The 19534-nt window shown below is 74.3% G+C and carries 26 protein-coding genes and 1 tRNA gene; 16 read left to right on the forward strand and 11 right to left on the reverse strand.

All coding sequences use genetic code 11. The features are described from left to right. The first annotated feature begins 304 nt into the window (after positions 1 to 304). From GQ466_RS02295 to rdgB, 5 genes are all read left to right on the forward strand, one after another. Entirely contained in the window at positions 305 to 1099 is a 795-nt protein-coding gene (locus GQ466_RS02295) for a thioesterase family protein (RefSeq protein WP_161101087.1), read from the forward strand. 133 nt (positions 1100 to 1232) lie between these two features. After that, positions 1233 to 2045: a glutamate racemase gene (gene murI / locus GQ466_RS02300; RefSeq protein WP_161101088.1), complete on the forward strand. Its 813-nt coding sequence runs from the start codon at positions 1233 to 1235 to the stop codon at positions 2043 to 2045. Positions 2046 to 2077: 32 nt separating this feature from the next. Beyond that, entirely contained in the window at positions 2078 to 2824 is a 747-nt protein-coding gene (locus GQ466_RS02305) for an MBL fold metallo-hydrolase (protein WP_161101089.1), read from the forward strand. A gap of 43 nt (positions 2825 to 2867) precedes the next feature. Beyond that, on the forward strand, positions 2868 to 3587 hold the full coding sequence (rph, locus tag GQ466_RS02310) for a ribonuclease PH (RefSeq protein WP_161101090.1): 720 nt from the start codon (positions 2868 to 2870) through the stop codon (positions 3585 to 3587). After that, positions 3584 to 4183: an RdgB/HAM1 family non-canonical purine NTP pyrophosphatase gene (gene rdgB, locus GQ466_RS02315; protein ID WP_161101091.1), complete on the forward strand. Its 600-nt coding sequence runs from the start codon at positions 3584 to 3586 to the stop codon at positions 4181 to 4183. Before rph ends, rdgB begins: the two co-directional genes overlap by 4 nt. Here rdgB and GQ466_RS02320 read toward each other — a convergent pair. The 6 genes from GQ466_RS02320 to bcp form a co-directional block, all read right to left on the reverse strand. Beyond that, positions 4180 to 5043: an STAS domain-containing protein gene (locus GQ466_RS02320; RefSeq protein WP_202419933.1), complete on the reverse strand. Its 864-nt coding sequence runs from the start codon at positions 5041 to 5043 to the stop codon at positions 4180 to 4182. The genes rdgB and GQ466_RS02320 overlap by 4 nt on opposite strands. A gap of 40 nt (positions 5044 to 5083) precedes the next feature. Continuing rightward, complete coding sequence (locus tag GQ466_RS02325) at positions 5084 to 6001, reverse strand: sensor histidine kinase (RefSeq protein WP_161101093.1); 918 nt, start codon at positions 5999 to 6001, stop codon at positions 5084 to 5086. Further along, on the reverse strand, positions 5992 to 6894 hold the full coding sequence (locus GQ466_RS02330) for an MEDS domain-containing protein (protein WP_161101094.1): 903 nt from the start codon (positions 6892 to 6894) through the stop codon (positions 5992 to 5994). The genes GQ466_RS02325 and GQ466_RS02330 overlap by 10 nt, the downstream gene beginning before the upstream one ends. A gap of 80 nt (positions 6895 to 6974) precedes the next feature. Next, positions 6975 to 7934, reverse strand: a complete 960-nt coding sequence (locus tag GQ466_RS02335; protein ID WP_161101095.1) for an anti-sigma factor RsbA family regulatory protein — start codon at positions 7932 to 7934, stop codon at positions 6975 to 6977. 130 nt (positions 7935 to 8064) lie between these two features. After that, positions 8065 to 8147 (reverse strand) — tRNA-Leu (locus GQ466_RS02340). A 13-nt stretch (positions 8148 to 8160) separates the two neighbouring features. Then, positions 8161 to 8628 carry a thioredoxin-dependent thiol peroxidase gene (bcp, locus tag GQ466_RS02345; protein WP_161101096.1) on the reverse strand — a complete coding sequence of 156 codons (468 nt, stop codon included), beginning with the start codon at positions 8626 to 8628 and terminating at the stop codon, positions 8161 to 8163. A gap of 131 nt (positions 8629 to 8759) precedes the next feature. Between bcp and GQ466_RS02350 the strand changes: the two genes are divergently transcribed. After that, on the forward strand, positions 8760 to 9053 hold the full coding sequence (locus GQ466_RS02350) for a DUF3618 domain-containing protein (RefSeq protein ID WP_161101097.1): 294 nt from the start codon (positions 8760 to 8762) through the stop codon (positions 9051 to 9053). 40 nt (positions 9054 to 9093) lie between these two features. On the opposite strand, the gene GQ466_RS02355 is transcribed toward GQ466_RS02350, so the two are convergent. From GQ466_RS02355 to GQ466_RS02375, 5 genes are read right to left on the reverse strand one after another with little or no spacing between them, the layout of a single operon-like run. Beyond that, positions 9094 to 10377, reverse strand: coding sequence for a family 4 glycosyl hydrolase (locus GQ466_RS02355; RefSeq protein ID WP_161101098.1), 1284 nt, complete (start codon positions 10375 to 10377; stop codon positions 9094 to 9096). 11 nt (positions 10378 to 10388) lie between these two features. Then, a complete protein-coding gene (locus GQ466_RS02360; protein ID WP_337193285.1) occupies positions 10389 to 11441 on the reverse strand; it encodes a carbohydrate kinase family protein in 1053 nt (350 codons plus the stop codon). Then, on the reverse strand, positions 11438 to 12088 hold the full coding sequence (locus GQ466_RS02365) for an SIMPL domain-containing protein (RefSeq protein WP_161101099.1): 651 nt from the start codon (positions 12086 to 12088) through the stop codon (positions 11438 to 11440). The genes GQ466_RS02360 and GQ466_RS02365 overlap by 4 nt, the downstream gene beginning before the upstream one ends. A gap of 38 nt (positions 12089 to 12126) precedes the next feature. Next, positions 12127 to 13311 carry an amino acid deaminase/aldolase gene (locus GQ466_RS02370; RefSeq protein WP_161101100.1) on the reverse strand — a complete coding sequence of 395 codons (1185 nt, stop codon included), beginning with the start codon at positions 13309 to 13311 and terminating at the stop codon, positions 12127 to 12129. A gap of 53 nt (positions 13312 to 13364) precedes the next feature. Continuing rightward, positions 13365 to 14312, reverse strand: coding sequence for a CE1 family esterase (locus GQ466_RS02375; RefSeq protein ID WP_161101101.1), 948 nt, complete (start codon positions 14310 to 14312; stop codon positions 13365 to 13367). A gap of 65 nt (positions 14313 to 14377) precedes the next feature. Between GQ466_RS02375 and purU the strand changes: the two genes are divergently transcribed. The 10 genes from purU to amaP all read left to right on the forward strand — a co-directional run bounded on the left by purU (position 14378) and on the right by amaP (position 19436). After that, on the forward strand, positions 14378 to 15223 hold the full coding sequence (purU, locus tag GQ466_RS02380) for a formyltetrahydrofolate deformylase (protein WP_161101102.1): 846 nt from the start codon (positions 14378 to 14380) through the stop codon (positions 15221 to 15223). Between the two features lie 33 nt (positions 15224 to 15256). After that, complete coding sequence (locus GQ466_RS02385; protein WP_161101103.1) at positions 15257 to 15964, forward strand: DUF6286 domain-containing protein; 708 nt, start codon at positions 15257 to 15259, stop codon at positions 15962 to 15964. Further along, complete coding sequence (locus GQ466_RS02390; RefSeq protein ID WP_161101104.1) at positions 15965 to 16522, forward strand: hypothetical protein; 558 nt, start codon at positions 15965 to 15967, stop codon at positions 16520 to 16522. It abuts the gene before it with no gap. Between the two features lie 38 nt (positions 16523 to 16560). Continuing rightward, positions 16561 to 16764, forward strand: a complete 204-nt coding sequence (locus GQ466_RS02395; protein ID WP_161101105.1) for a CsbD family protein — start codon at positions 16561 to 16563, stop codon at positions 16762 to 16764. A gap of 150 nt (positions 16765 to 16914) precedes the next feature. Continuing rightward, the gene (locus tag GQ466_RS02400; protein ID WP_337193286.1) at positions 16915 to 17433 is read left to right on the forward strand and encodes an Asp23/Gls24 family envelope stress response protein; all 519 of its coding nucleotides are present in this window, start codon (positions 16915 to 16917) and stop codon (positions 17431 to 17433) included. Then, positions 17430 to 17714, forward strand: a complete 285-nt coding sequence (locus tag GQ466_RS02405) for a hypothetical protein (protein WP_337193287.1) — start codon at positions 17430 to 17432, stop codon at positions 17712 to 17714. Before GQ466_RS02400 ends, GQ466_RS02405 begins: the two co-directional genes overlap by 4 nt. After that, on the forward strand, positions 17711 to 17902 hold the full coding sequence (locus GQ466_RS02410; RefSeq protein ID WP_161101106.1) for a hypothetical protein: 192 nt from the start codon (positions 17711 to 17713) through the stop codon (positions 17900 to 17902). Before GQ466_RS02405 ends, GQ466_RS02410 begins: the two co-directional genes overlap by 4 nt. Continuing rightward, the gene (locus tag GQ466_RS02415) at positions 17899 to 18246 is read left to right on the forward strand and encodes an Asp23/Gls24 family envelope stress response protein (RefSeq protein WP_161101107.1); all 348 of its coding nucleotides are present in this window, start codon (positions 17899 to 17901) and stop codon (positions 18244 to 18246) included. The genes GQ466_RS02410 and GQ466_RS02415 overlap by 4 nt, the downstream gene beginning before the upstream one ends. After that, positions 18247 to 18855 (forward strand): DUF6286 domain-containing protein, encoded by a 609-nt coding sequence (locus tag GQ466_RS02420; RefSeq protein WP_161101108.1) that lies wholly within the window; start codon positions 18247 to 18249, stop codon positions 18853 to 18855. Positions 18856 to 18857: 2 nt separating this feature from the next. Further along, entirely contained in the window at positions 18858 to 19436 is a 579-nt protein-coding gene (amaP, locus tag GQ466_RS02425; protein WP_161101109.1) for an alkaline shock response membrane anchor protein AmaP, read from the forward strand. The last annotated feature ends 98 nt before the right edge of the window (positions 19437 to 19534 follow it).

A 19534-nucleotide genomic window follows, 5' to 3' on the forward strand; every position in this document is an offset into this window, starting at 1 on the left:
CGCGACGGCCGCGCCGGTCGCCCGCCAACGCGGACGCCCGGCGCGGCCGTCGCTTTCTCGCTCTCCGCCCGCCTTCGCGTGGCGCGCGCCCGCGCTGCGGCGGGCGCCGCGCGGTGGGCGGGGCGCGCGTGCGCTGGGGCGGGTGTCGCGCGGCGGGCGGGTGTGTGCCCGCGCTGGGGTGGGCTGTCGCTTTTGGGTGGTCGTGGTCCGGGGTGGGTTGTGTCACATGGGGGGTGTGGGCGGGGGCGGGCCGGTAGAGTTCGACCAGAACGTCGTTCTAGAAGCGGTACGGGGTGGATCGGGCATGAGCAGGTTCGGGGACGCGACGGAGCTGCGGCGCGTCGGCGACGGGCGCTACGCGGTCGACCTCGACGGGGACTTCGGGTTCGCCAAGGCGCTCAACGGCGGGTACGTCATGGCCGTGCTCGGGCGGGCGGCCGTGGACGCGTCGGAGCACGCGCATCCCGTGTCGACTGCGGCCACTTTTTTGCGGACGGTGCAGGCGGGGCCTGCTGAGGTGGATGTCGATGTTCGCAAGACGGGGGCGACCACGACCACCGCTCGGGTCACGCTCGTGCAGGAGGACCGGCCCGTCACCGAGGCGCTGATCACCACCGCGACGCTCGACGCCGCCGCCGAGCCGACGTTCAGCGGGGCGCGGCCCGTCCCGGAGCTGCCGCCGCCGGACGCGTGCCTGGACTTCGCCGACGGCCCCGGCGACGAGCTGAAGGGCTTCGCGTCCTGCGTCGACCTGCGGTTCGACCCCGCCGCGATGGGCTGGCTCAGCGGCGCCCCGAGCGGACGGCCCGAGATGCGCGCCTGGTTCCGGCTGCGCGACCCGCACGAGCCCGACCCGTTCGTCCTCGCGTTCGCCGTGGACGCGCTGCCGCCCGTCGCGTTCAACGCGGGCGCCAACGGCTGGTGCCCGACCGTCGAGCTGACCTGGTACCTGCGCGCGCTGCCCGCGCCCGGAACGCTCCAGGTCCACAGCGGCGGACGGCTCGTCGCCGACGGCTGGTTCGACGAGGAGACCGAGATCTGGGACTCCGCCGGACGCCTCGTCGCGCAGAGCAGGCAGATCGCGCGTCTCGGCCGTTGAACCGGTCCACGCGCGCGATACGGACGCAGCGTCGCCGACGGGTCACCCGTCAGAACGGTTTCTCCCATGTGACCGTGTGATGTCGGACGCATGACGCGCCCCCCGGCCGTCGCGTCGCTTAGCCTTGGGCACCATGTCAGACGCGCCGATCGGGATCTTCGACAGCGGATTCGGCGGGCTCACCGTCGCCCGCGCGATATTGGACCAGCTTCCGAACGAGCCGATCCATTATCTCGGTGACACGGCGCGTCAGCCGTACGGACCCCGCCCGATCGCGGAGGTCCGCGCGTTCGCTCTGGAGATGCTCGACCGGCTCGTCGCCGAGGGCGTCAAAATGCTGGTGATCGCCTGCAACAGCGCGAGCGCGGCGATGCTGCGCGACGCCCGGGAACGCTACTCCGTCCCGGTCGTCGAAGTGATCCATCCGGCGGCCCGGCGCGCGGCCCGCGCCACCGCCAACGGCCGGGTCGGGCTGATCGCCACCCGGGCGACCGTGAACAGCCGCGCCTACGAGGACGCGTTCGCCGCCGCACCCCAGATCACGCTGACCAGTGCGGCCTGCCCGCGCTTCGTGGAGTTCGTGGAGAGGGGGATCGCGGCGGGCGACGAACTGCTCGACGCGGCCCGCGCGTATCTGCGTCCGATCCTGGACGCCGAATGCGACACCCTGATTCTCGGCTGCACGCATTACCCCTTGCTCACCGGCGTCATCTCGTATGTCGTCGGGGACGGGGTCACACTGGTCTCAAGTGCCGATGAGACCGCCAAGGACGTTTACCGGGTGCTGCACGACAGGGGACTGGACCGCGGGGAGTCGCCGGTTCCGCCTGTCCACCGGTTCCGTACCACCGGTGATCCCGCCATTTTCGCCGCGCTCGGCCGCCGGTTCCTCGGCCCGGAGATCGGCGCGGTGGAGTCCACCGTGAGCAAGGCCTTGACGACCTGATTCCACGGGGACAGCGACAGGAGGACGTGAGCGTGCGGGTCACTGTGATCGGCTGCTCGGGCAGCTTTCCGGGGCCGGAGAGCCCCGCGTCGAGTTATCTCGTCCAGGCCGAGGGCTTCAGCCTCGTCCTGGACATGGGCAACGGCGCGCTCGGGACGCTCCAGCGGTTCCAGCCGCTGTACGACATCGACGCGGTGTGCATTTCCCATCTGCACGCCGACCATTGTCTGGATCTGTGCGGCTACTGGGTGGCGCGGACGTACTGTCCCGACGGCCCGGTCCCGAAGATCCCGGTGTGGGGTCCGGCGGGCACGGCGCTGCGGATGGCGAAGGCCTACGACCTGGATCCCGATCCGGGAATGACGGAGACCTTCGATTTCCACACGCTGGAACGCCGTTTCGAGGTCGGGCCGTTCGCCATCACGACCCGGCTCACGCCGCATCCGGTGGAGGCGTACGCGTTCCGCATCGAGCACGCCGGAAAGGTGCTCGCCTACTCGGGCGACACCGGCCGGACGGAAATGCTCGTGGAGCACGCCCGCGACGCCGACCTGTTCCTGTGCGAGGCGTCGTTCCTGGAACAGGAGAACCTCCCCGAGGACCTGCACCTCACCGCGCGCGAGGCCGGCGACTACGCCGCCCGTGCAGGGGTGGGCAAGCTCGTCCTGACGCACCTCGTCCCGTGGAACGACGACAACTGCACGCTCGCCGAGGCCAAGGAGAGCGACTACGCCGGGGAGATCGAACTGGCGTCGGTCGGGGCCGTCTACGAGCTGTAGCCGGGTGACGGCGCGGGGCGCGCGGGCCGTTAGGGTGGTCGCCATGCCACGTCCTGACGACCGCGCGTCCGACCAGCTCCGGCCCGTCGCCATCCAGCGCGGCTGGCTCGACCACGCCGAGGGATCGGTGCTCATCGAGTTCGGCGGCACGCGGGTGCTGTGCGCCGCGTCCGTGCAGGAGTCGGTGCCGCGCTGGCGGCGCGACAGCGGGCTCGGCTGGGTCACCGCCGAGTACGCGATGCTGCCGCGCGCCACCAACACCCGCAACGACCGCGAGTCGGTGCGCGGGAAGATCGGCGGCCGGACGCACGAGATCTCCCGGCTCATCGGCCGGTCCCTGCGGGCGTGCGTCGACCCGAAGAAGCTCGGCGAGAACACCGTCCAGATCGACTGCGACGTGCTCCAGGCCGACGGCGGCACCCGCACCGCCGCGATCACCGGCGCGTACATCGCGCTGGCCGACGCGGTGACGTGGCTGCGCGACCGCGGAGTCGTCCGGGCCGACCCGTTCCGCACGTCGGTGTCGGCGGTCAGCGTCGGCATCGTGGACGGCGAACCGCGCCTGGACCTCTGCTACCTGGAGGACTCGCACGCCGAGACGGACATGAACGTCGTCTGCACCGGCGACGGCCGCTTCGTGGAGGTCCAGGGGACGGCCGAGGGCGCCCCCTTCGACCGCGCCGAGCTGGACGCGCTGCTCGACCTCGCCGCCGCCGGCTGCGCCGAGCTGACCCAGCTCCAGAAGGAGGCGCTGGCCCGATGACCGCGCTCGTCCTCGCGACCCGCAACCAGGGCAAGGTCACCGAGCTGCGGCGCATCCTGTCCGGCATCGAGGTCGCCGGGCTCGGCCCGGACGCGCCCGAGGTCCCCGAGACCGAGCCGACGTTCGAGGGGAACGCGCTGCTCAAGGCCCGCGCCATCGCCGCGCACACCGGGCTCCCCTCCGTCGCCGACGACTCCGGCCTCTGCGTGGACGCCCTCAACGGCATGCCGGGCATCCTGTCGGCGCGCTGGTCCGGACGGTTCGGCGACGCGGCCCCCGACAAGGACCGCGCCAACCTCAACTTGCTGCTCGACCAGCTCGCCGACGTCGCGGAGCCCCGCCGGGGCGCCTACTTCGTCTGCGCGGCGGCGCTCGTCGTCCCCGGCGGCGCCGAGCACGTGGTGGAGGGCCGCATGTACGGGCGGATCATCGACGCGCCGCGCGGCACCGGCGGGTTCGGGTACGACCCGGTGTTCGTCCCGGACGGCGACGACCGCACCACGTCCGAGCTGTCCCCCGACGAGAAGGACGCCATCAGCCACCGCGGCGTCGCCTTCCGCAAGCTCGCCGAGATCATCCCCGCCGCGATCAGTTAGGGACGCGGGACGGGGTCGAGGACGGCGGCGCGGCCGACCTCCAGGCCCGGCAGCATGTTCCAGCCGACCGTCGCGATCACCTCGTGGAGCTGCGACGGCATCCGGTCCAGCACGAGCGGCGCCCGGCCCGCGCGCCGCGACGCCACCTCGGCCAGCATGTTCAGCGCGCCGAGGTCGATGAACCGCAGCTCCGCCAGATCCAGGTGGACCGGCCCGTCGTCGCCGTGCGCCAGCACCGTCGCGAGCGCCTGGTCCAGCACCGTGTGCCGCGACGCGTCCAGCTCGCCGCTCAGCTCCAGCCCGCGCGGATCGAACGTCCGGACGATCCGCAGCACCGTGTCCTCGAAGTCCGGGTCGGGCGCGGCGTGGACCGAGTGCGCCGCCCGCAGCAGGTCCACCGCGTCGGGCGGGACGCGCCGCCGGTCCACCCGGCACAGCACGCTGAGCGCCGCGCTCGGCCGCACCAGGTGGTCCAGCGCGGCGTCGCACGCCATCAGCTCCCGCGTCAGCTCCGGATCGCGGGCCGCGCACGTCAGGTCCAGCGTGACCCGCACCCCGGCGAACCCGGCGCACTCGGCCGCCTCCACCTCGGCGGTCACCGCGTCCAGCGCCTTGCGCGGCCCGGTGTGCCCCGCGTGCAGGACGGTCAGCAGCTCCGGCGACGGCGTCCCCACCACGCCCGGGATCCGCGGCTCGGGCTCGGCCGCGACATAGACGACCTTCTCGCGCGCCAGCAGCCCGTCCCGGACGAACGCGCCGACCACGTGCTCGTGCTCCTCGGCGCCCGAGCACGCCAGCCACGCGTGGTCGCCCGCGTGCAGCGCACTGACCGGACGCCGTACCGACCAGAAGGCTTCCATCGTCACCACCGCCGCACCGGCCCGCCGCCTCGCGCCACGCTCAGCGGCGGACCCGGAGCCGGACGAACGTCCCGCCCCACCCGCCGCGCAGCTCGACCAGATCGACGAGCAACCGCACCGACCACAACCCGAACCCCGTGTCCAGCGCCGACCTCGGCGGGACGAACCCGGTCAGCGGCGGGGGCCGCCAGTGCCCGTGGTCGCCGATCTCGCAGACGATCTCGTCGCCGCTCGTCCACACCCACGCTCCCATCGGCGGCGTCCCGTGCGCGAGCGCGTTGGCCGCGACCTCGTTGGCGGCCGTCACGAGGTTCTGCGCCGCCGCCGGCGTCAGCTCGTGCGCGTTCGCGCGCGTCGCGACGAACAACCGCAGCGGCTGGAGGTCGTCGGCCTCGATCGGCAGGTACTCCGCGTCCGCCGGACGGTCGTGGCGGCGCCCGAGGTCCTGCGCGGCGCTGTAGGACGCCGGGTCGAGGTAGGCGTCGCTCGGGCGCTCGTCCGCGCCGTCCACCACCACCGGATGCGTCAGCCGCACCTGGTCCAGGACGTCGCCGGGCAGCGTCGACCGGTCGTAGGGGCACAGCGACGACGCGCCCGACCCCGCGAACACCACGTTGATCAGCGACTCGTAGCGCTGCCACTCCAGGCGCTGCCGCGCGTCGTGGCCGTCCCACACCGGCTCGGCCACCGCGTGGACGCGCAGCGGCGACACCCGGTCGACCAGCTCCAGGTACGCCTTCAGCGTCCGCACCGGGTGGCGGTAGAACTCGGCCGAGTCGTAGAACTCGATCTCGTCGCGGTGGTCCGCCAGCTCCTCGCGGAGCGGGCCGAGGTTGTCGGGCCGGACGACGGCGACCGCCGCGCCGCCCACCTCGACCGCCTGGCGCAGGAACGCCCCGGTCGCGGCGAGGAAGTCGCTCCGCCCGTCGTACAGCAGCGCCCGGTGCGTCAGGCCCATGCGGTCGCGCCCCCGTCCCGTGCGCCGCGCGCCCGTCCGGGGACGAGGCCGGGCAACCGGTTCCAGCCCACCATGTCGATCACGTTCTCCACGTTCGCCGGGAGGTCGTCCAGGATCAGTGCCTCGCCGCGCGGCAGCGCCAGCGCGTGCCGCACGAGGAGGTTCAGGCCGCCGAGGTCCAGGAAGCCGAGGCCGCCGCAGTCCAGATGGACGCCGCGCCGGCCGGCCAGCAGACGGCCGAGGTGCTCGGCGAACACCGCGTGCCGGGCGCGGTCCAGCTCGCCCTCGATCCGCAGGCCGCGCGGCGCGAAACTGCGCGCGATGCGGAGCGTGCCGTCGTCGAACAGCGGATTGCCCTCCACCCGCACCTCGTGCGTGGCGCCCAGTTCGACGAGCCGGTCGGGCGGGCAGCGGCGCCGGTCGATCTGGCACACCGCCATCGCGACCGTGCTCGGCGACACCGCGTGCGCGAGCCGGTCCTCGCAGCCGAGCAGGCCCGTCAGGTCGGCGCCGGCGGCGAGGAGCCAGGTGAAGTCCGTCGTGAACCGGACGGCCCGGAACCCCGCCTCGAAGCCGCGCGCCACCTCGCGGTCGATCGTGCGGCCGAGCCGGTCGGGGTCGAAGCCGCCCGCCGCGTCCAGGCAGGACTCGGCGCGGGTCAGGACGCGGAGCTGGCCCGTCGCGGCGAACGCCGCCGGGTCGAACGCGGACATCCCGGGCAGCCGCGCCGCGGGCGCGTCGGTGACGTAGACGATCTTCTCGTTGGTGGCGAGGGCACCGGCGACGAACGGCGCGACCACATGGTCGCGCTCCTCGGCGCCCGAATACGGCAGCCAGGCGTGGTCGCCCGGCCGGACGTCGTCCACGTATCTGGTGTCGTACCAGGTCCCCATGCCCTGCCCATCGCGGTGTGTGCGGGTGGGTTCAGCGTACGCCGCCGAGCCGTTTCCGGAAGCCCAATGCATGGAACCCCTCACAGAGCGTCCGCGCGGACGCCGGGAGTGTCGACCGCCAGGCGCACCGTCGTCCCGCCCTCACCCGTGCGGATGTCCACCCGCGAGCACAGCAGCCGGACGGCCCACAGGCCGAGCCGTCCGGGCACGCCCGGGGGCGGCGGGACGAACCCGTACCAGGACCGTTCGGGCCACCGGCCGCCGTCGGCGACCTCGCAGACGAACGCGTCCGGCGCCGTCCACATGCGAAGGGTGATCGGCGGGGCGCCGTGCGCCTGCGCGTTGGTCATGATCTCGGTGATCGCGACGAGGAGCCGCTGCAACGGCTCCTCGGGGAGCCGCGCCGTCTGCCGCGCCCAGTCGGCGACGTACGCGCGGATCCAGTACAGGTCGGGCCGCGCGATCCGCAGGGTCTCCGCGGACGCGGGCGGCGGGGGGAGCGGATCGCGGTCGCACGCCGCGTTGTAGACGTGCGGCTCGACGTAGCCCGGGTTGGCGACGACCCGGTCGCCCCTGACGGTCTCGGGGTGCGTCCGGCGCGCGTCGGCGATGACCCCGGCGGGCGTGCTGCGCACCGGGTACGGGCACATGATCGCCGCGCCCGTCCGGTGGAACGCCGCGTTGACGATCGCCTCGGTGCGCTGCCACTCGCGGACCTCGGCGGCGCTCCGGCGCGTCCACGTGGGCTCGGTGAGCAGCCGGAGCCGTCCGCCGCGCTGGGCCGCGACGTCGGCGTCGGCGAGCGCGGCGGCGAGGGTGCGCGCGGGGTGCGCGTACCACTCGGCCGGGTCCAGGAACTCGACGGCGCCGGTGTCCAGCTCGTCGCCCAGCAGGACACGCGTCGCGAGCGAGGTCACGGCGAGGACGCGGTCGCCGTCGGCCAGGCCCGCGCGCAGGAACGGGACGGCGCCGGCGAGCAGCCCGTCCGCGCCCTCGTAGGGCAGCAGCCGGTGGGCGAAGGGTCTCGGGGCGTCGGTCACCAATGGCCTGCCAGGCGGTCGGTCGGCGGCTCGGATCCGCTCACCCTAGGCGGGTCCGCGTCGCGTCGCGACCCCCGGTTTTTCAGATACTGGTCAGTTCGGCGAACGGCGGCGGGCCGCCGCCGGAAAGTGCGGGCGGGGGGACTCGAACCCCCACGATGTCTCCATCAACAGGACCTAAACCTGCCGCGTATGCCATTTCGCCACGCCCGCGCGGTCGCCCGCCTCAGATCTCCAGGTCGCGGCGCAGGCGCTCGACGTGACCCGTCGCCTTCACGTTGTAGTACGGCTTCTCGATCACGCCGTCGGCGTCGATGAGGAACGTCGAGCGGATCACGCCGACGACGGCCCGGCCGTAGAGCTTCTTCTCGCCGTACGCGCCGTACGCCTGGAGCACCTTCGCGTCCGGGTCGGACAGCAGCGGGAACGTCAGGCCCTCCTTGGCGCGGAACTTCGCCAGCTTGGCGGGCGCGTCGGGGGAGACGCCGACGACCGTCACGCCCGCCGCCTCCAGGTCCCCGAGGGCGCTCTGGAAGTCCACCGACTCCTTGGTGCAGCCCGGCGTCATCGCCGCCGGGTAGAAGTACAGCACGACCCGCTTCCCGCGCAGCGAGGCGAGCGAGACCGGGACGCCGTCGGCGTCCGGCAGCTCGAATTCGGGGGCGGGATCGCCGGGCTGAAGTCGGTCGGTCACCTGGTCCGCCTTTCACGTCGTGCTTCGGGAGTCCACCGTACCGGCTGGGGCGGAGCGGGCGCCGCCGCCGTGGACCTGCAACACTGGACCGATCATGCGTCGCGCAGGCTGGAACGAGTGAGGAACACCGAATGGCTGACAGGTCCCGCGACCCGGAGGCGCTGGAAAAGGAGATCGAACGCGCCCGGGCGGAACTGGCGCGGACGATCGACGTCCTGGCGGACCGGGTCAACCCGCGCCACGTCGCGCAGCGCGGCGCCGAGCGCCTGAAGGAGGAGGCCGGGCTCGTCACGCGCACGGTGAAGACGCTGGTCACCCCGGGCGAGGGCGGCGTGCCCGCCGTCGACCGGCGGGTGCTGGTCGGCGCGGTCGGGCTCGCCGTGACGGTCACCGTCCTTTTCGCGTGGCGACGGTCGCGCCGCTGAATTCCCTGGTGAAAGCCCCCGGTCGCGGCCGGGGGCTTTCTCATTTCCCGGCGGGGAAGAACTGCGGCAGGTGGCGGCGGTGGGCGGCGAGTCCCTCGTCGAGGATGGCCTCGGCCGTGTGCTTGCTGCGGACGAACGGGTGCGCGAGCAGGGCTTGCAGCGCCAGCCGCCGGGATCCGGTGACGGCGGCGTCGGCGGCCAGCCGCTCGTAGGCGTGGATCGCCTGCGTCAGGCCCCGGACGGGCGCCGGGAGTTCGCCCATCGTCAGCGGCACCGGCCCGGCGCGGCCGACGATCGCGGGGACCTCCACGACCGCGTCATCCGGCAGGGACGCCACCGCGCCGCCGTTGCGGGTGTTGACGATCACGCGGCGGCCCTCGTCGCGGTGCAGCGCGCAGATCACGTCGACCGCGAACTCCCCGTGCTCGCCGCCGCCGCGCTCGCGGCTCGGGTCGGGGTCGTCGCGCTCGGCCTCGGCGGCGACGCCCGCGTAGTAGCCGGGGAGCATCGCGAGGACGTCCTGCGCCCGCGTCGTGCCCTTCTCCCGCAGCTCGGCGACCACCTCGTCGTGGAAGAAGTAGTACTTGGCGTAGGAGTTCGGCAGGAAGCCGAGCGCCTTCGCCAGCTCCGCCATCCGGGACGGGTCGCGCCACGGCGTCGCGCCGCCGCCGGGGACCGCCAGGTCGTCCAGCAGGGCGGGCAGGTCCAGCGGGACGCCGTCGAACCGGACGCGCGTCGCCCAGGTGGCGTGGTTCAGGCCCGTCCAGTCGGCCTCCAGCCGGGCGGCGGGCAGGCCGAGCAGGTCCGCCCACATCTCGGTGTCGCCGACGCTCTGGTCGCACAGGCCGATGATCTTCGCGCCGGTGTGCCGGGCGACGGCGTCGGCGACGATGTTCGTCGGGTTGGTGTAGTTGACGATCCACGCGTCCGGCGGGGCGAGCGCGGCGATCTCCAGCAGCACCGGGACCGACCGCAGCGCCATCAGCAGCCCGCCGGGCCCGGCCGTCTCCTGCCCGACGACGCCGTGCCGCAGCGGGATCGACTCGTCCAGGTGCCGCGCCTCCAGCCCGCCGGGGCGGAACGTGGTGAACACGTAGGACGCGCCGTCCAGCGCGGGCTTGAGGTCGGTGTGCGCGGTGACGGCCAGGTCGGCGCCGCGCGCGGCGAACATGCGGGCCGCGAGCCGCGTCATGACGTCCAGGTGCGCGGCGTCGACGTCGTGGCAGGCGATCTCGGTGCCGGCCAGGTCGGCGGCGCGGTGCAGCAGGCCCCGGACGATGCCGGGCATGTAGCCGCTGCCCGCCCCGATGACGGCGATCTTCAACCGGGCTCCTCTCAGCGCAGCGTCGGTTCGGCGCGGTGGGCCGGACGGCCCGCCGCCGGGATGTGCGGGACGACGAACGCGTACTCGGCCAGCTCCTCGGCCGGGACGTCGGCGGACTCCCCGAACGCGGCGATCTCGCTCCAGCAGGGCGCGCCGAGCGAGCCGCTGTGGTGCCGCACCGACAGGCCCGCGCACAGGTTCGCGAAGCGCAGCCGCCGCTCCAGCGGGAACCCGGCGAGCGTCCCGTAGACGAACCCGGCGGCGAACACGTCGCCCGCGCCGGTCGGGTCCAGGGCGCGGACGGGCAGCGCGGGCGCGGCGGCGCGCTCCCCGGTCGTCCGGTCGACCGCGATCGCGCCGCGCTCGCCGAGCTTCACGACGACGACCGGGACGCGCTCGGCGAGGGCGTCCAGGGCCTTCTCCGGCGTCGGGGTGCGCGTGTAGGCCATGGCCTCGACGGCGTTGGGGAGGAACACGTCCACGTCGGCCAGGCGGTCCAGGACGTCGGTGGACCACGTCTCGGTCGGGTCCCAGCCGACGTCGGCGAACACCCGGGTGCCCGCCGCGCGCAGCGCCAGCGCCCAGGCCGGGAGCGGACGGTCGATGTCGACGAAGCACGTCGCGGCGACGGGCGCGTCCGCGAACAGCTCGCCGCCAGCGGGCAGCGGGCGCTGGTAGGTGATCATGCTGCGGTCGGCGGCGTGCGCGAGCGACACCGTGACCGGAGTCGGCCAGCCGGGGACGCGCCGCGACCAGGCGAGGTCGACCTGCTCCTGCTCGGCGAGCGTCCGCCACAGGTAGGAGCCGAACAGGTCGTCGCCGAACGGGGCGGCGAGGCCGGTGCGCAGGCCGAGCCGGCTCATCGCGACGGCGATGTTCGCGACGCCGCCGGGCGCCGAGCCGAGCCCGTCGGTGATCAGCTCGGTGCCGGGCAGCGGGAGGCGGGGCAGCCCGGTGAAGATCATGTCCATGAAGACGCGGCCGGTGAGGAACACGTCCAGCGCGCCGGTGTCGCCCGCCGGGCCGTCCGGCCGCGGGCCCGCGCACGGCTCGGGGGTCGTCACAGCTCGGGCGGGGTCGCGGTGAACCGGGCCAGCACGGCGGCCCGGACGGTCTGGACCTGCGGCTCGACCACGATCGGCGCCGGCTCGTCCTCCGCGCCGCCGCGCGCCGCGGCGGCCATCGGCGCGAACCCGTAGCCGGGGTCCTGCGCGGTCTCGTCCGACAGCGAGACCAGGCCGGTGAGCCGCGTCCCGAGCGCGCCGGCGTACCCGCGGGCGCGTTCCACGGCCCGCAGGGCGGCCTCGCGCGCGGCGCGGGCGTGGACCGCGCTGTCCTCCCGGAGCGCCCACTCGGGGCCGTGGACGGACGTGCGCTCCAGGTCGGCCAGCCTCGGCAGCAGCTCGGCGAGGACGGTGAAGTCCGCCACGGTCAGCTTGTGCACCGCCGTGCCCCGGTAGGCCGCGACGTCGTTGCGCTTGCCGTAGCGGATCTCCGGCGTGACCGACAGCCCGCCGGTCTCCACCCGCTCCACGGCGGCGCCGTAGGACCGGACGAGGGCGAGGGTCAGCTCGTTGCGCTCGGCGAGCCGGGCGAGCGCGTCCCGCCGCTCGCGCTCGCGGGCCTGGACGTGGACGGTCACCCGCGCGATCTCCGGCTCGGCCTCCAGGACGGCCTCACCGCGGACGCTGATGACAGGGGCGTCGCTCATACCGGCCAACCTAGCCGCTCGGTCCGACGGAATGCCCGTCAGAGGAACGTCCGGCCCTCGCCCCGGTAGGTGGGCACGGTCCGGACGACCCGGTCGCCGTCCAGCAGGTGCAGTTCGGCGAACCGTTCGCACAGCTCACCGGCCTTGGTGTGCCGGAACCAGACGCGGTCGCCGACGGCCAGCAGGTCGGCCGGGCGGCCGAGCAGCGGCGTCTGGACCTCGCCCGCGCCCTCGTGCCGGTCGTAGGACAGGCCGGTCGGCAGGTACGGCTGGGGGAGGCGCAGCGCGTCGGCGGGACCGGACGCGAGGTAGCCGCCGCCGAGGCACGTCACGACGCCGGGCCCCGGCCGCCGGACGACCGGGAGCGCGAACAGCGCGGCGGGCCGTCCCCGGAAGTTGGAGTAGTAGTCGAACAGGTGCGGGTGGTACAGCCCGGACCCGGCGGCGACCTCGGTGACGGCGCGCTCGGCGGCGGTGCTCTCCACGCTGCCGGTGCCGCCGCCGTTGACGAACTCCAGGTCGGCGACCTCGCGGACGGCGGCGACGATCGCGGCGCGGCGCCGGGCCAGCTCCAGCCGGGACCGGCGCTGCATCGCGCCGATCATCCGGCCGCGCGCGGCCCGGCCGGGCGGGCGGTCGCCGACGCCCGCGATCTGCGATTCGTAGGCCATGAGGCCGACGAGGCGCAGGCCGTCGCGGCGGTCGATCTCGGCGGCGAGGGCGCGGACCTGTTCGGGGGTGTGCAGCGGGGAGCGGAGGGCGCCGACGCGCAGCCGTCCGGCGAGCGCGCGGTAGGACGCGTCGATGTCCAGGCAGACCCGGATGGGCGCGCCCTTGGCCGCCTTCTCGATGAGGTCGAGGTGGTCGGGGCCGTCGGCCATGACCGTGATCGCGGCGGCGGCGCGCTCGTCGGCGGCGAGTTCGGCGAGGGCCGTCCGGTCGGCGGTGGGGTAGGCGACGAGGATGTCGTCGCTCGTGCCCTCGCGGGCGAGCCACAGCGCCTCGGGGAGCGTGAACGCCATGACGCCCGCGAAGCCGTCAAGCGCGAGGACCTCGTCCAGCAGCGCGCGGCAGCGGACGGACTTGCTCGCCACGCGGATCGGCTTGCCCGCCGCGCGGCGGACGAGGTCGGCCGCGTTCGCGCGCAGGGCGGGCAGGTCCACGACGGCGAAGGGAGCTTCGAGGGAGCCCGTGGCGGCGTCGTACCGCTCGCGGAGGTTCATGCGGCCACAGTGCCACAGAACCCCCTAATGTGAGAAGTCTTCACATCGCGACGTCAGTCACGTCCGTGCGTCGCGAAGAAGTTCCAGAGCGTGGTGCTCGCGCCGGACGGCCACTGGTGCCGGCCGCCGTCGATCTTGCAGAACGTGACCTGGACGCCGCCCGCGCCCTTGTCGGTGGCCTCGCAGTCGGTGCTGGACGTCTGCGCGGTGATCTTCTTGCTGGTCGCGCCCAGGTTGGCCACGCGGCGCCAGAAGTCCACGGCGTCCTTGACGGGCGGGAAGCCGCGCGAGTCGTTGATGTCGCGGCGTCCGCCGCCGTTGAAGGGGACGTTGCCGTCCGCCGTCCCGTGGAAGATCATCGCCGAGACCGGACGGGACGGGTCGCACTTGGTCACCAGCGCGCCCTCCACCACGCCGATCGCGGCGACCTTGTCCGCCTCCTCGCAGGCCATCCGGTACGCCATGCCCGCGCCGTTGGAGAAGCCGGTGACGAACACGCGCTTCGGATCCACCAGGCCGGTTCGGTTCAGCTTGTCGATCAGGCGGCTGAGGAAGTCGACGTCGTTCACGTGGCCGATCTTGGCGGCGCCGCAGCAGTCGCCCGCGTTCCAGGTCGTCGCGAAGCCGTTGGGGTAGACGGCGATGAACCCGTGCTCGTCGGCGAGGGAGTCGAAGTTCGTCAGCCGCTGCATCTGGCCCATCGTCGAGAAGCCGCCGTGTAGGGCGAGAACGACCGGGAGGCGCTTGGCCAGGCGGCCGTTCCGCCACTTGCTCTTGGCGACCTTCGGCGGGATGTGGATCAGGTACTCGCGGGGGGCGATCGTCCCCACGTCGATCTTCTCCTTGTGGGTTCCGGCGCGGGTGGAGATGCCGTCCACGCTCGCGGGCGGGGTGCCCGTCGCGCGCGTCCCGCCGCCGCCCCCCTTCTCGGTCTCGCAGGCCGCCAACGCGAGGGCGAGCACCGCGACCAGCGCCAGCGGGATCAGGAGGAGTCGACGCATGGTGGCGAATCTAGCCCGTCAAGACCAGGTCAAACCACCCGTCAGGCAGTCGGTACGCTGCCGGGGTGAGCGAGTACGTGGTGACCTTGTCGTGTCCGGACCGTCCCGGGATCGTGGCGGCCGTGTCCGGGCTGCTGGCCGGACGGGACTGCAACATCCTGGAGAGCCAGCAGTTCGGCGACCGGGACACCGGGACCTTCTTCCTGCGCGTCCAGTTCTCGTCCGGGTCGGCCGGGGAGGACGAGCTGCGCGCCGCGTTCGCCGGCGTGGGCGCGGAGTTCGGCGGCGAGTGCCGGCTGTACCCGGCCGCCGCCCGCGAGCGCGTCCTGATCATGGTGTCGCGGGACGACCACTGCCTCAACGACCTGCTCTACCGGCAGCGGTCCGGGCTGCTGGACGTGGACATCGTTGCGGTCGTGTCCAACCACCCCGACCTGCGTCCGCTCACCCAGTCATACGGCGTCGACTACCACCACCTGCCCGTGACGAAGGGCGCCAAGGCTGCGCAGGAGGCCGAGGTACTGACGCTGGTCGAACATTACGGGGCGGACCTGGTCGTCCTCGCTCGGTACATGCAGATCCTGTCCGACGACTTCTGCTCCAAGCTCCCCGGGCGCATCATCAACATCCACCACTCGTTCCTGCCGAGCTTCAAGGGCGCCCGCCCGTACCACCAGGCGCACACGCGCGGCGTGAAGCTCATCGGCGCGACCGCCCACTACGTCACCGCCGACCTGGACGAGGGGCCGATCATCGAGCAGGAGGTCGCGCGGGTGGACCACTCGCACGGCCCGGACGCGCTCGTCGCCGTCGGCCGGGACGTGGAACGGCTCGCGCTCGCCCGCGCCGTCCGCTGGCACGCCGAGCACCGCGTGCTGCTCAACGGAGCGCGGACGGTCGTCTTCCGCTGACGCACCGTGCCGGGTGCGGCAGGATGGGCGCCGATGGACGACGCGCCGATCACCGCCTGGATCGCGGACCTGGACGGACGGCAGCGCGCCCGGCGCCTCGCCCGCCGCGAGTTCCGCGCCCACCGCACGCCTCTCGTGCTCGCCCTGCTCGCGCTGCTGGCGGTCGCGTCCTGGGTCGTGACGGCCGAGATCGTCGCGCGGCTCGCCGGGCACCCCGCCGGCCTGCTGCCGGTCCACGCCGTCGTTGCGCTGCTACGCCGCACGTCCTGGGGCGACCGCGCGGTGGGCGTCGTCGGCTACGCGCTGCTGGCGTCCGGCGCCCTGCTCCTGCTCGCGGCCGTGCCGGGCCGCTGGCGCCTGCTGCCCGTCCGCACCGAGGACGGACGCTTGGCGGGCGGCGTCCCCCGCCGCGACGTCCAGCGCGCCCTGACCCGCGCGGCCCGCACCGTCCCCGGCGCCGAACGCGCCCGCGTCCGCGTCCGCGGCCGGACGCGCCCCCGCGTGGTCGTGAAGATTCGCGGGTCCCGCGCCGTCCCGGCTGCCGGGCGGACGCGCGTGCGGGGCTGGACGCGTCCTCGCGTGGTGGTCAAGGACCGCGCCGTGCCGGGTGCTGAGCGGACGCGTGTGCGAGGGAGGGCGCGTTCGCTTGCGGCGGATGTGGGGGACGTGGTGCGGGGGCGGCTCGCGGGGTTCGGGCTGTCGCACGAGGTGCGCGTGGACGTCCGGCGCGGAGGCGCGTGAATGCGGACGGGGGTCGCCGTCGCCGCCGGGATCCTGCTCGCGTGCGGGGCGGTCGTGCTGGGCGCGGACGCCGTCGAGACGAGCCTGGCCGGGCTGCACGGGACCGCGCAGGCGGGAGTGGGCGCGGCGGGGGAGACGGGACGGCCGGTGCTGGATCCGTCGGTCGTCCGGTACGCGGCGCGGCACGGGTGGTTCTGGCCCGCCGTGTCGCTCGGCGTCGAGGGCGTCGCGCTGGCCGCGACCGCCGGGCTGTGGCGGGCGGGCCGGGGCGCGCTGGCGCGGCGGGACGTTCCCGGCGTCGCCGGGGTGCGGGATGAGGTGCTGAGGCTGCCGGGGGTGCGGGACGTGAAGGTTCGGGTGACCGGGACGCGGAAGGCGCCCCGGCTGGTGGTGAGCGTCGCGTGCGCGGATGGGACGCCGCTCGAAGGGCTGCTCGCGGCGCTCGGGGACGGGCCCGTCGCGCGGTGCCGGGAGGCCGCCGGGCTGCCCGATCTCGTCGCCGTCGTGCGGTTCCGGCCTGGTGCGACGAGGTTTCGACGGGGCGCGGCGGGTAGGTGATCGTTCGGACATCGACACCCGGCATCGGGAGGATCACGATGGGTGACCTCGGCAACAAGGCGGACCAGGCGCAGGGCAAGATCAAGGAGGGCGCCGGCAAGGCGACCGGCGACCGCGAGCTGGAGGGCGAGGGCAAGGGCGACCAGATGAGCGCCAAGGCCCAGGGCGCGGTGCACGACGCCAAGAAGAAGGCCGGCGACGCGGCGGAGAAGATGAAGGGCATGTTCGGCTCCCGGAAGTGATCCCGGGACGCCCGGGCGGCGGGCCGGTGACGCATGACGTCACCGGCCCGCCGCCTTTTCGGCGTTGAAGGCGAATTTTGCCGTGCCGGGCGATTGTCGGGCGACGGGGGCGAGCAGGCACGAACGGGACATCGTCAGGGGGGATGAGTCGTGAACCAGGACAACGGACAGGCGGGACGCGGGACAGGGACGGGCACACTGCCGTCCCGGCCCGATCGCGCCTCGCTCGACGGGGCGGCGGACAAGAAAGCCGATGACGCGCTCGTCAGCGAGCACGGCCGCACGGCCATCGCGGACGGCGTCGTCGCCAAGGTCGCCGGGATGGCCGCCCGCGAGATCGGCGGCGTCCACGCGATGGGCGCGGGCATGGCCCGGACGTTCGGGTCGGTGCGCGAGCGGCTGCCCGGCGGCGGCTCCGACGCGTCCCAGGGCGTGTCGGTGCAGGTCGGGGAGAAGCAGGCCGCCATCGACATCGACCTCGTCGTGGAGTACGGCGCGGCGATCCCGGACCTGGCGTCGGCCGTCCGCGACAACGTCATGGACCAGGTCCAGCACATGACCGGGCTGGAGGTGGTCGAGGTGAACGTCACCGTCGACGACATCCACCTGCCCGGCGAGGACGACGACGCCGGCCCGAACGACCGGTCCGGCGAGGACAAGGCGCGGTGACCGACCTGGACATGGCCCGGCGCATCGCCGAGCGGGCCCGGACCGTCGCGGGCGTCGCCGACCTCACCGCCGGACCGCGCGGACGGATCGTGACGTTCCAGGCGGGACCGCCGCTCGGGGGCGTCGCCGTCCGGCCGGACGCGGTGGAGATCGGCATCGTCGCCCGGCCCGTCCGCCGGCTGCCCGACATCGCCGCCGACGTGCGCGCCGCCGCGCTCCCGCTCGCCGGGGACCGGGCCGTCCACGTGCTGGTCGGCGACCTCGCGGAGGAGGGAACATGAACCGCAAGTTCTGGCCCGTCGCGGGCCTGGCGTGGGGGACGGCCGTCGGCTTCGCCGGAGCGTTCGGCGGGTTCGGCGCGTTCCTCATCGTGCTGCTGCTCGGCGTCCTCGGGTTCCTCGGCGGCCGGATCGCCGCCGGTGAGCTGGACGTCGGCGAGATGGTGTCGTCGCTCGGACGCAGGCAATGAGCGCGCGGGGCGTGACGGTGATCGCCGACCGCGTCCTCGTGCGGCTCGCCGAGCACGCCGCGCGGTGCGCCGAGGCGACCGGGGAGCGGGACGTCCGGCTGCTCGGCGTGCCGCGCGGTCGGCGCGCCGCGAAGGCGTCGGTGGAGGTCCAGGGGCACGTCGCCGAGGTGCGCGTGGAGATCGCCGTCGTGTACCCCGAGCCGGTCCGGCTGATCGCGCGGGACGTCCGCGAGCGCGTCCGGCGGGAGATCGAGGACACGACCGGGCACCGCGTGAAGCAGGTGGACGTCGTCGTGTCCGCGCTGGACCGGACGCGGCGGCGCGAACCGGCGGGGGTGGCGTAGATGGCGGCAACGACTGGCAGCCGGCAGGCGGGGCGGCTGCCCCGCGTCCTCGGCCGCGCGGACCGGCGCGCCCGGCACATGTTCCGGACGCGGCGCGCGTGGTCGGCGCTGATCGCCGCGACGCTGCTGACGGCCGTCGGCGCGCTCACCGCGATCGAGACGCTGACGGCGCTCGCGGGCGGCCCGGCGAAGATCGTCCCGTATGAGAGCGTCGCGTCGTGGCTGCGGCGGACGTCGTGGTCGTCGGCGGCCGTCCTCGCGATCAGCGCCGGCGTGGCCCTGGTCGGCCTCGGCGCGCTGCTGGCCGCGCTGGTGCCCGGACGGTGCCGGCTCGTCCCGCTGCACGGCGGCGACCCCGACCTGCTCGTCGGCGTGACGCGCGGCGGGCTGCGCGGCGCGGCGGCGTCGGCGGCGCGGTCGGTGGACGGCGTCAGCGGCGTGAAGAAGGTGCGGGTGCGGCGGCGGAAGCTCGTCCTGACGGCGCGGACGCCGCTGCGCCAGGAGCACGACCTCGACGCGCGGGTGCGCGACGCCGTCCAGACCCGGCTGGACGAGCTGGCGCCGGTGCCGCGCCGCAAGGTCAAGGTCCGCGTCGACGTGAGGGAGTGATCATGGACCGGCAGGGTGCGCGGCTCAACCGGTTCGCGCTGGCGCTGCTCGGGATCGTCCTGCTCGTGCTGGGCGGTCTCGGGCTGGCGCTCGGTTCCGGCGTGTTCGGTTCGGGGCGCTCGCGCGCTCCGGTGCTGTCGCAGGGGACGCGGACGTTCGCGTCCGGGCACGGCTGGTTCTGGTGGGCGGTGTCCGCCGCGGCGGTGGTCGTCGGGCTGCTCGGACTGTGGTGGCTGCTCGTCCAGGGCCGCCGGGACCGCGTGCCGGAGCTGTCGATGGAGCCCGAGCCCGAGCAGGGGACGACGCGGATCACCGCCCAGGCCGTCACCGACGCGCTGTCGGACGAGATCGCCGCCTATCCGGGCGTGCGGGGCGTCGGCGCGCGGATCGGCGGCTCGTCGCGGCGGCCCCGGCTGTTCCTGACCGTCGCCTACGCGCGCGACGCCGACCTCGCCGCGCTGCGCCGCCGGGTGACGGACGAGGCGATCGCGCGGCTGCGGACCGCGCTGGAGCGGGAGAAACTGCCCGCCGTGGTGCGGCTGCGGCTGGTGGGCGGCGAGGAGGCCCGGACGGTGCTGTGACTGCTTTGTCGGTATTTGGGGTGGGTTTGATGGCCCCGGTCGAGCGACCGATCTAGAGTCCGAAGAGAACGCTCCGTCCGGTCGAAGGGAGTTCCACC

It is taken from the genome of Actinomadura rayongensis (assembly GCF_009831215.1).
In the GTDB taxonomy this organism is placed as follows: domain Bacteria; phylum Actinomycetota; class Actinomycetes; order Streptosporangiales; family Streptosporangiaceae; genus Spirillospora; species Spirillospora rayongensis.

Bases quoted from the DNA above. Each gene is read 5' to 3' on its own strand.
- GQ466_RS02350 (WP_161101097.1), top strand. From the start codon at position 8,760: ATGGCTGACAGGTCCCGCGACCCGGAGGCGCTGGAAAAGGAGATCGAA.
- GQ466_RS02320 (WP_202419933.1), bottom strand. From the start codon at position 5,043: ATGGAAGCCTTCTGGTCGGTACGGCGTCCGGTCAGTGCGCTGCACGCG.
- rdgB (WP_161101091.1), top strand. From the start codon at position 3,584: ATGACCGCGCTCGTCCTCGCGACCCGCAACCAGGGCAAGGTCACCGAG.
- GQ466_RS02370 (WP_161101100.1), bottom strand. From the start codon at position 13,311: ATGAACCTCCGCGAGCGGTACGACGCCGCCACGGGCTCCCTCGAAGCT.
- amaP (WP_161101109.1), top strand. From the start codon at position 18,858: ATGGACCGGCAGGGTGCGCGGCTCAACCGGTTCGCGCTGGCGCTGCTC.
- GQ466_RS02330 (WP_161101094.1), bottom strand. From the start codon at position 6,894: ATGGGGACCTGGTACGACACCAGATACGTGGACGACGTCCGGCCGGGC.
- GQ466_RS02295 (WP_161101087.1), top strand. From the start codon at position 305: ATGAGCAGGTTCGGGGACGCGACGGAGCTGCGGCGCGTCGGCGACGGG.
- GQ466_RS02410 (WP_161101106.1), top strand. From the start codon at position 17,711: ATGAACCGCAAGTTCTGGCCCGTCGCGGGCCTGGCGTGGGGGACGGCC.
- murI (WP_161101088.1), top strand. From the start codon at position 1,233: ATGTCAGACGCGCCGATCGGGATCTTCGACAGCGGATTCGGCGGGCTC.
- rph (WP_161101090.1), top strand. From the start codon at position 2,868: ATGCCACGTCCTGACGACCGCGCGTCCGACCAGCTCCGGCCCGTCGCC.
- GQ466_RS02415 (WP_161101107.1), top strand. From the start codon at position 17,899: ATGAGCGCGCGGGGCGTGACGGTGATCGCCGACCGCGTCCTCGTGCGG.
- GQ466_RS02390 (WP_161101104.1), top strand. From the start codon at position 15,965: ATGCGGACGGGGGTCGCCGTCGCCGCCGGGATCCTGCTCGCGTGCGGG.
- GQ466_RS02375 (WP_161101101.1), bottom strand. From the start codon at position 14,312: ATGCGTCGACTCCTCCTGATCCCGCTGGCGCTGGTCGCGGTGCTCGCC.
- GQ466_RS02365 (WP_161101099.1), bottom strand. From the start codon at position 12,088: ATGAGCGACGCCCCTGTCATCAGCGTCCGCGGTGAGGCCGTCCTGGAG.
- GQ466_RS02325 (WP_161101093.1), bottom strand. From the start codon at position 6,001: ATGGGCCTGACGCACCGGGCGCTGCTGTACGACGGGCGGAGCGACTTC.
- GQ466_RS02395 (WP_161101105.1), top strand. From the start codon at position 16,561: ATGGGTGACCTCGGCAACAAGGCGGACCAGGCGCAGGGCAAGATCAAG.
- GQ466_RS02385 (WP_161101103.1), top strand. From the start codon at position 15,257: ATGGACGACGCGCCGATCACCGCCTGGATCGCGGACCTGGACGGACGG.
- GQ466_RS02420 (WP_161101108.1), top strand. From the start codon at position 18,247: ATGGCGGCAACGACTGGCAGCCGGCAGGCGGGGCGGCTGCCCCGCGTC.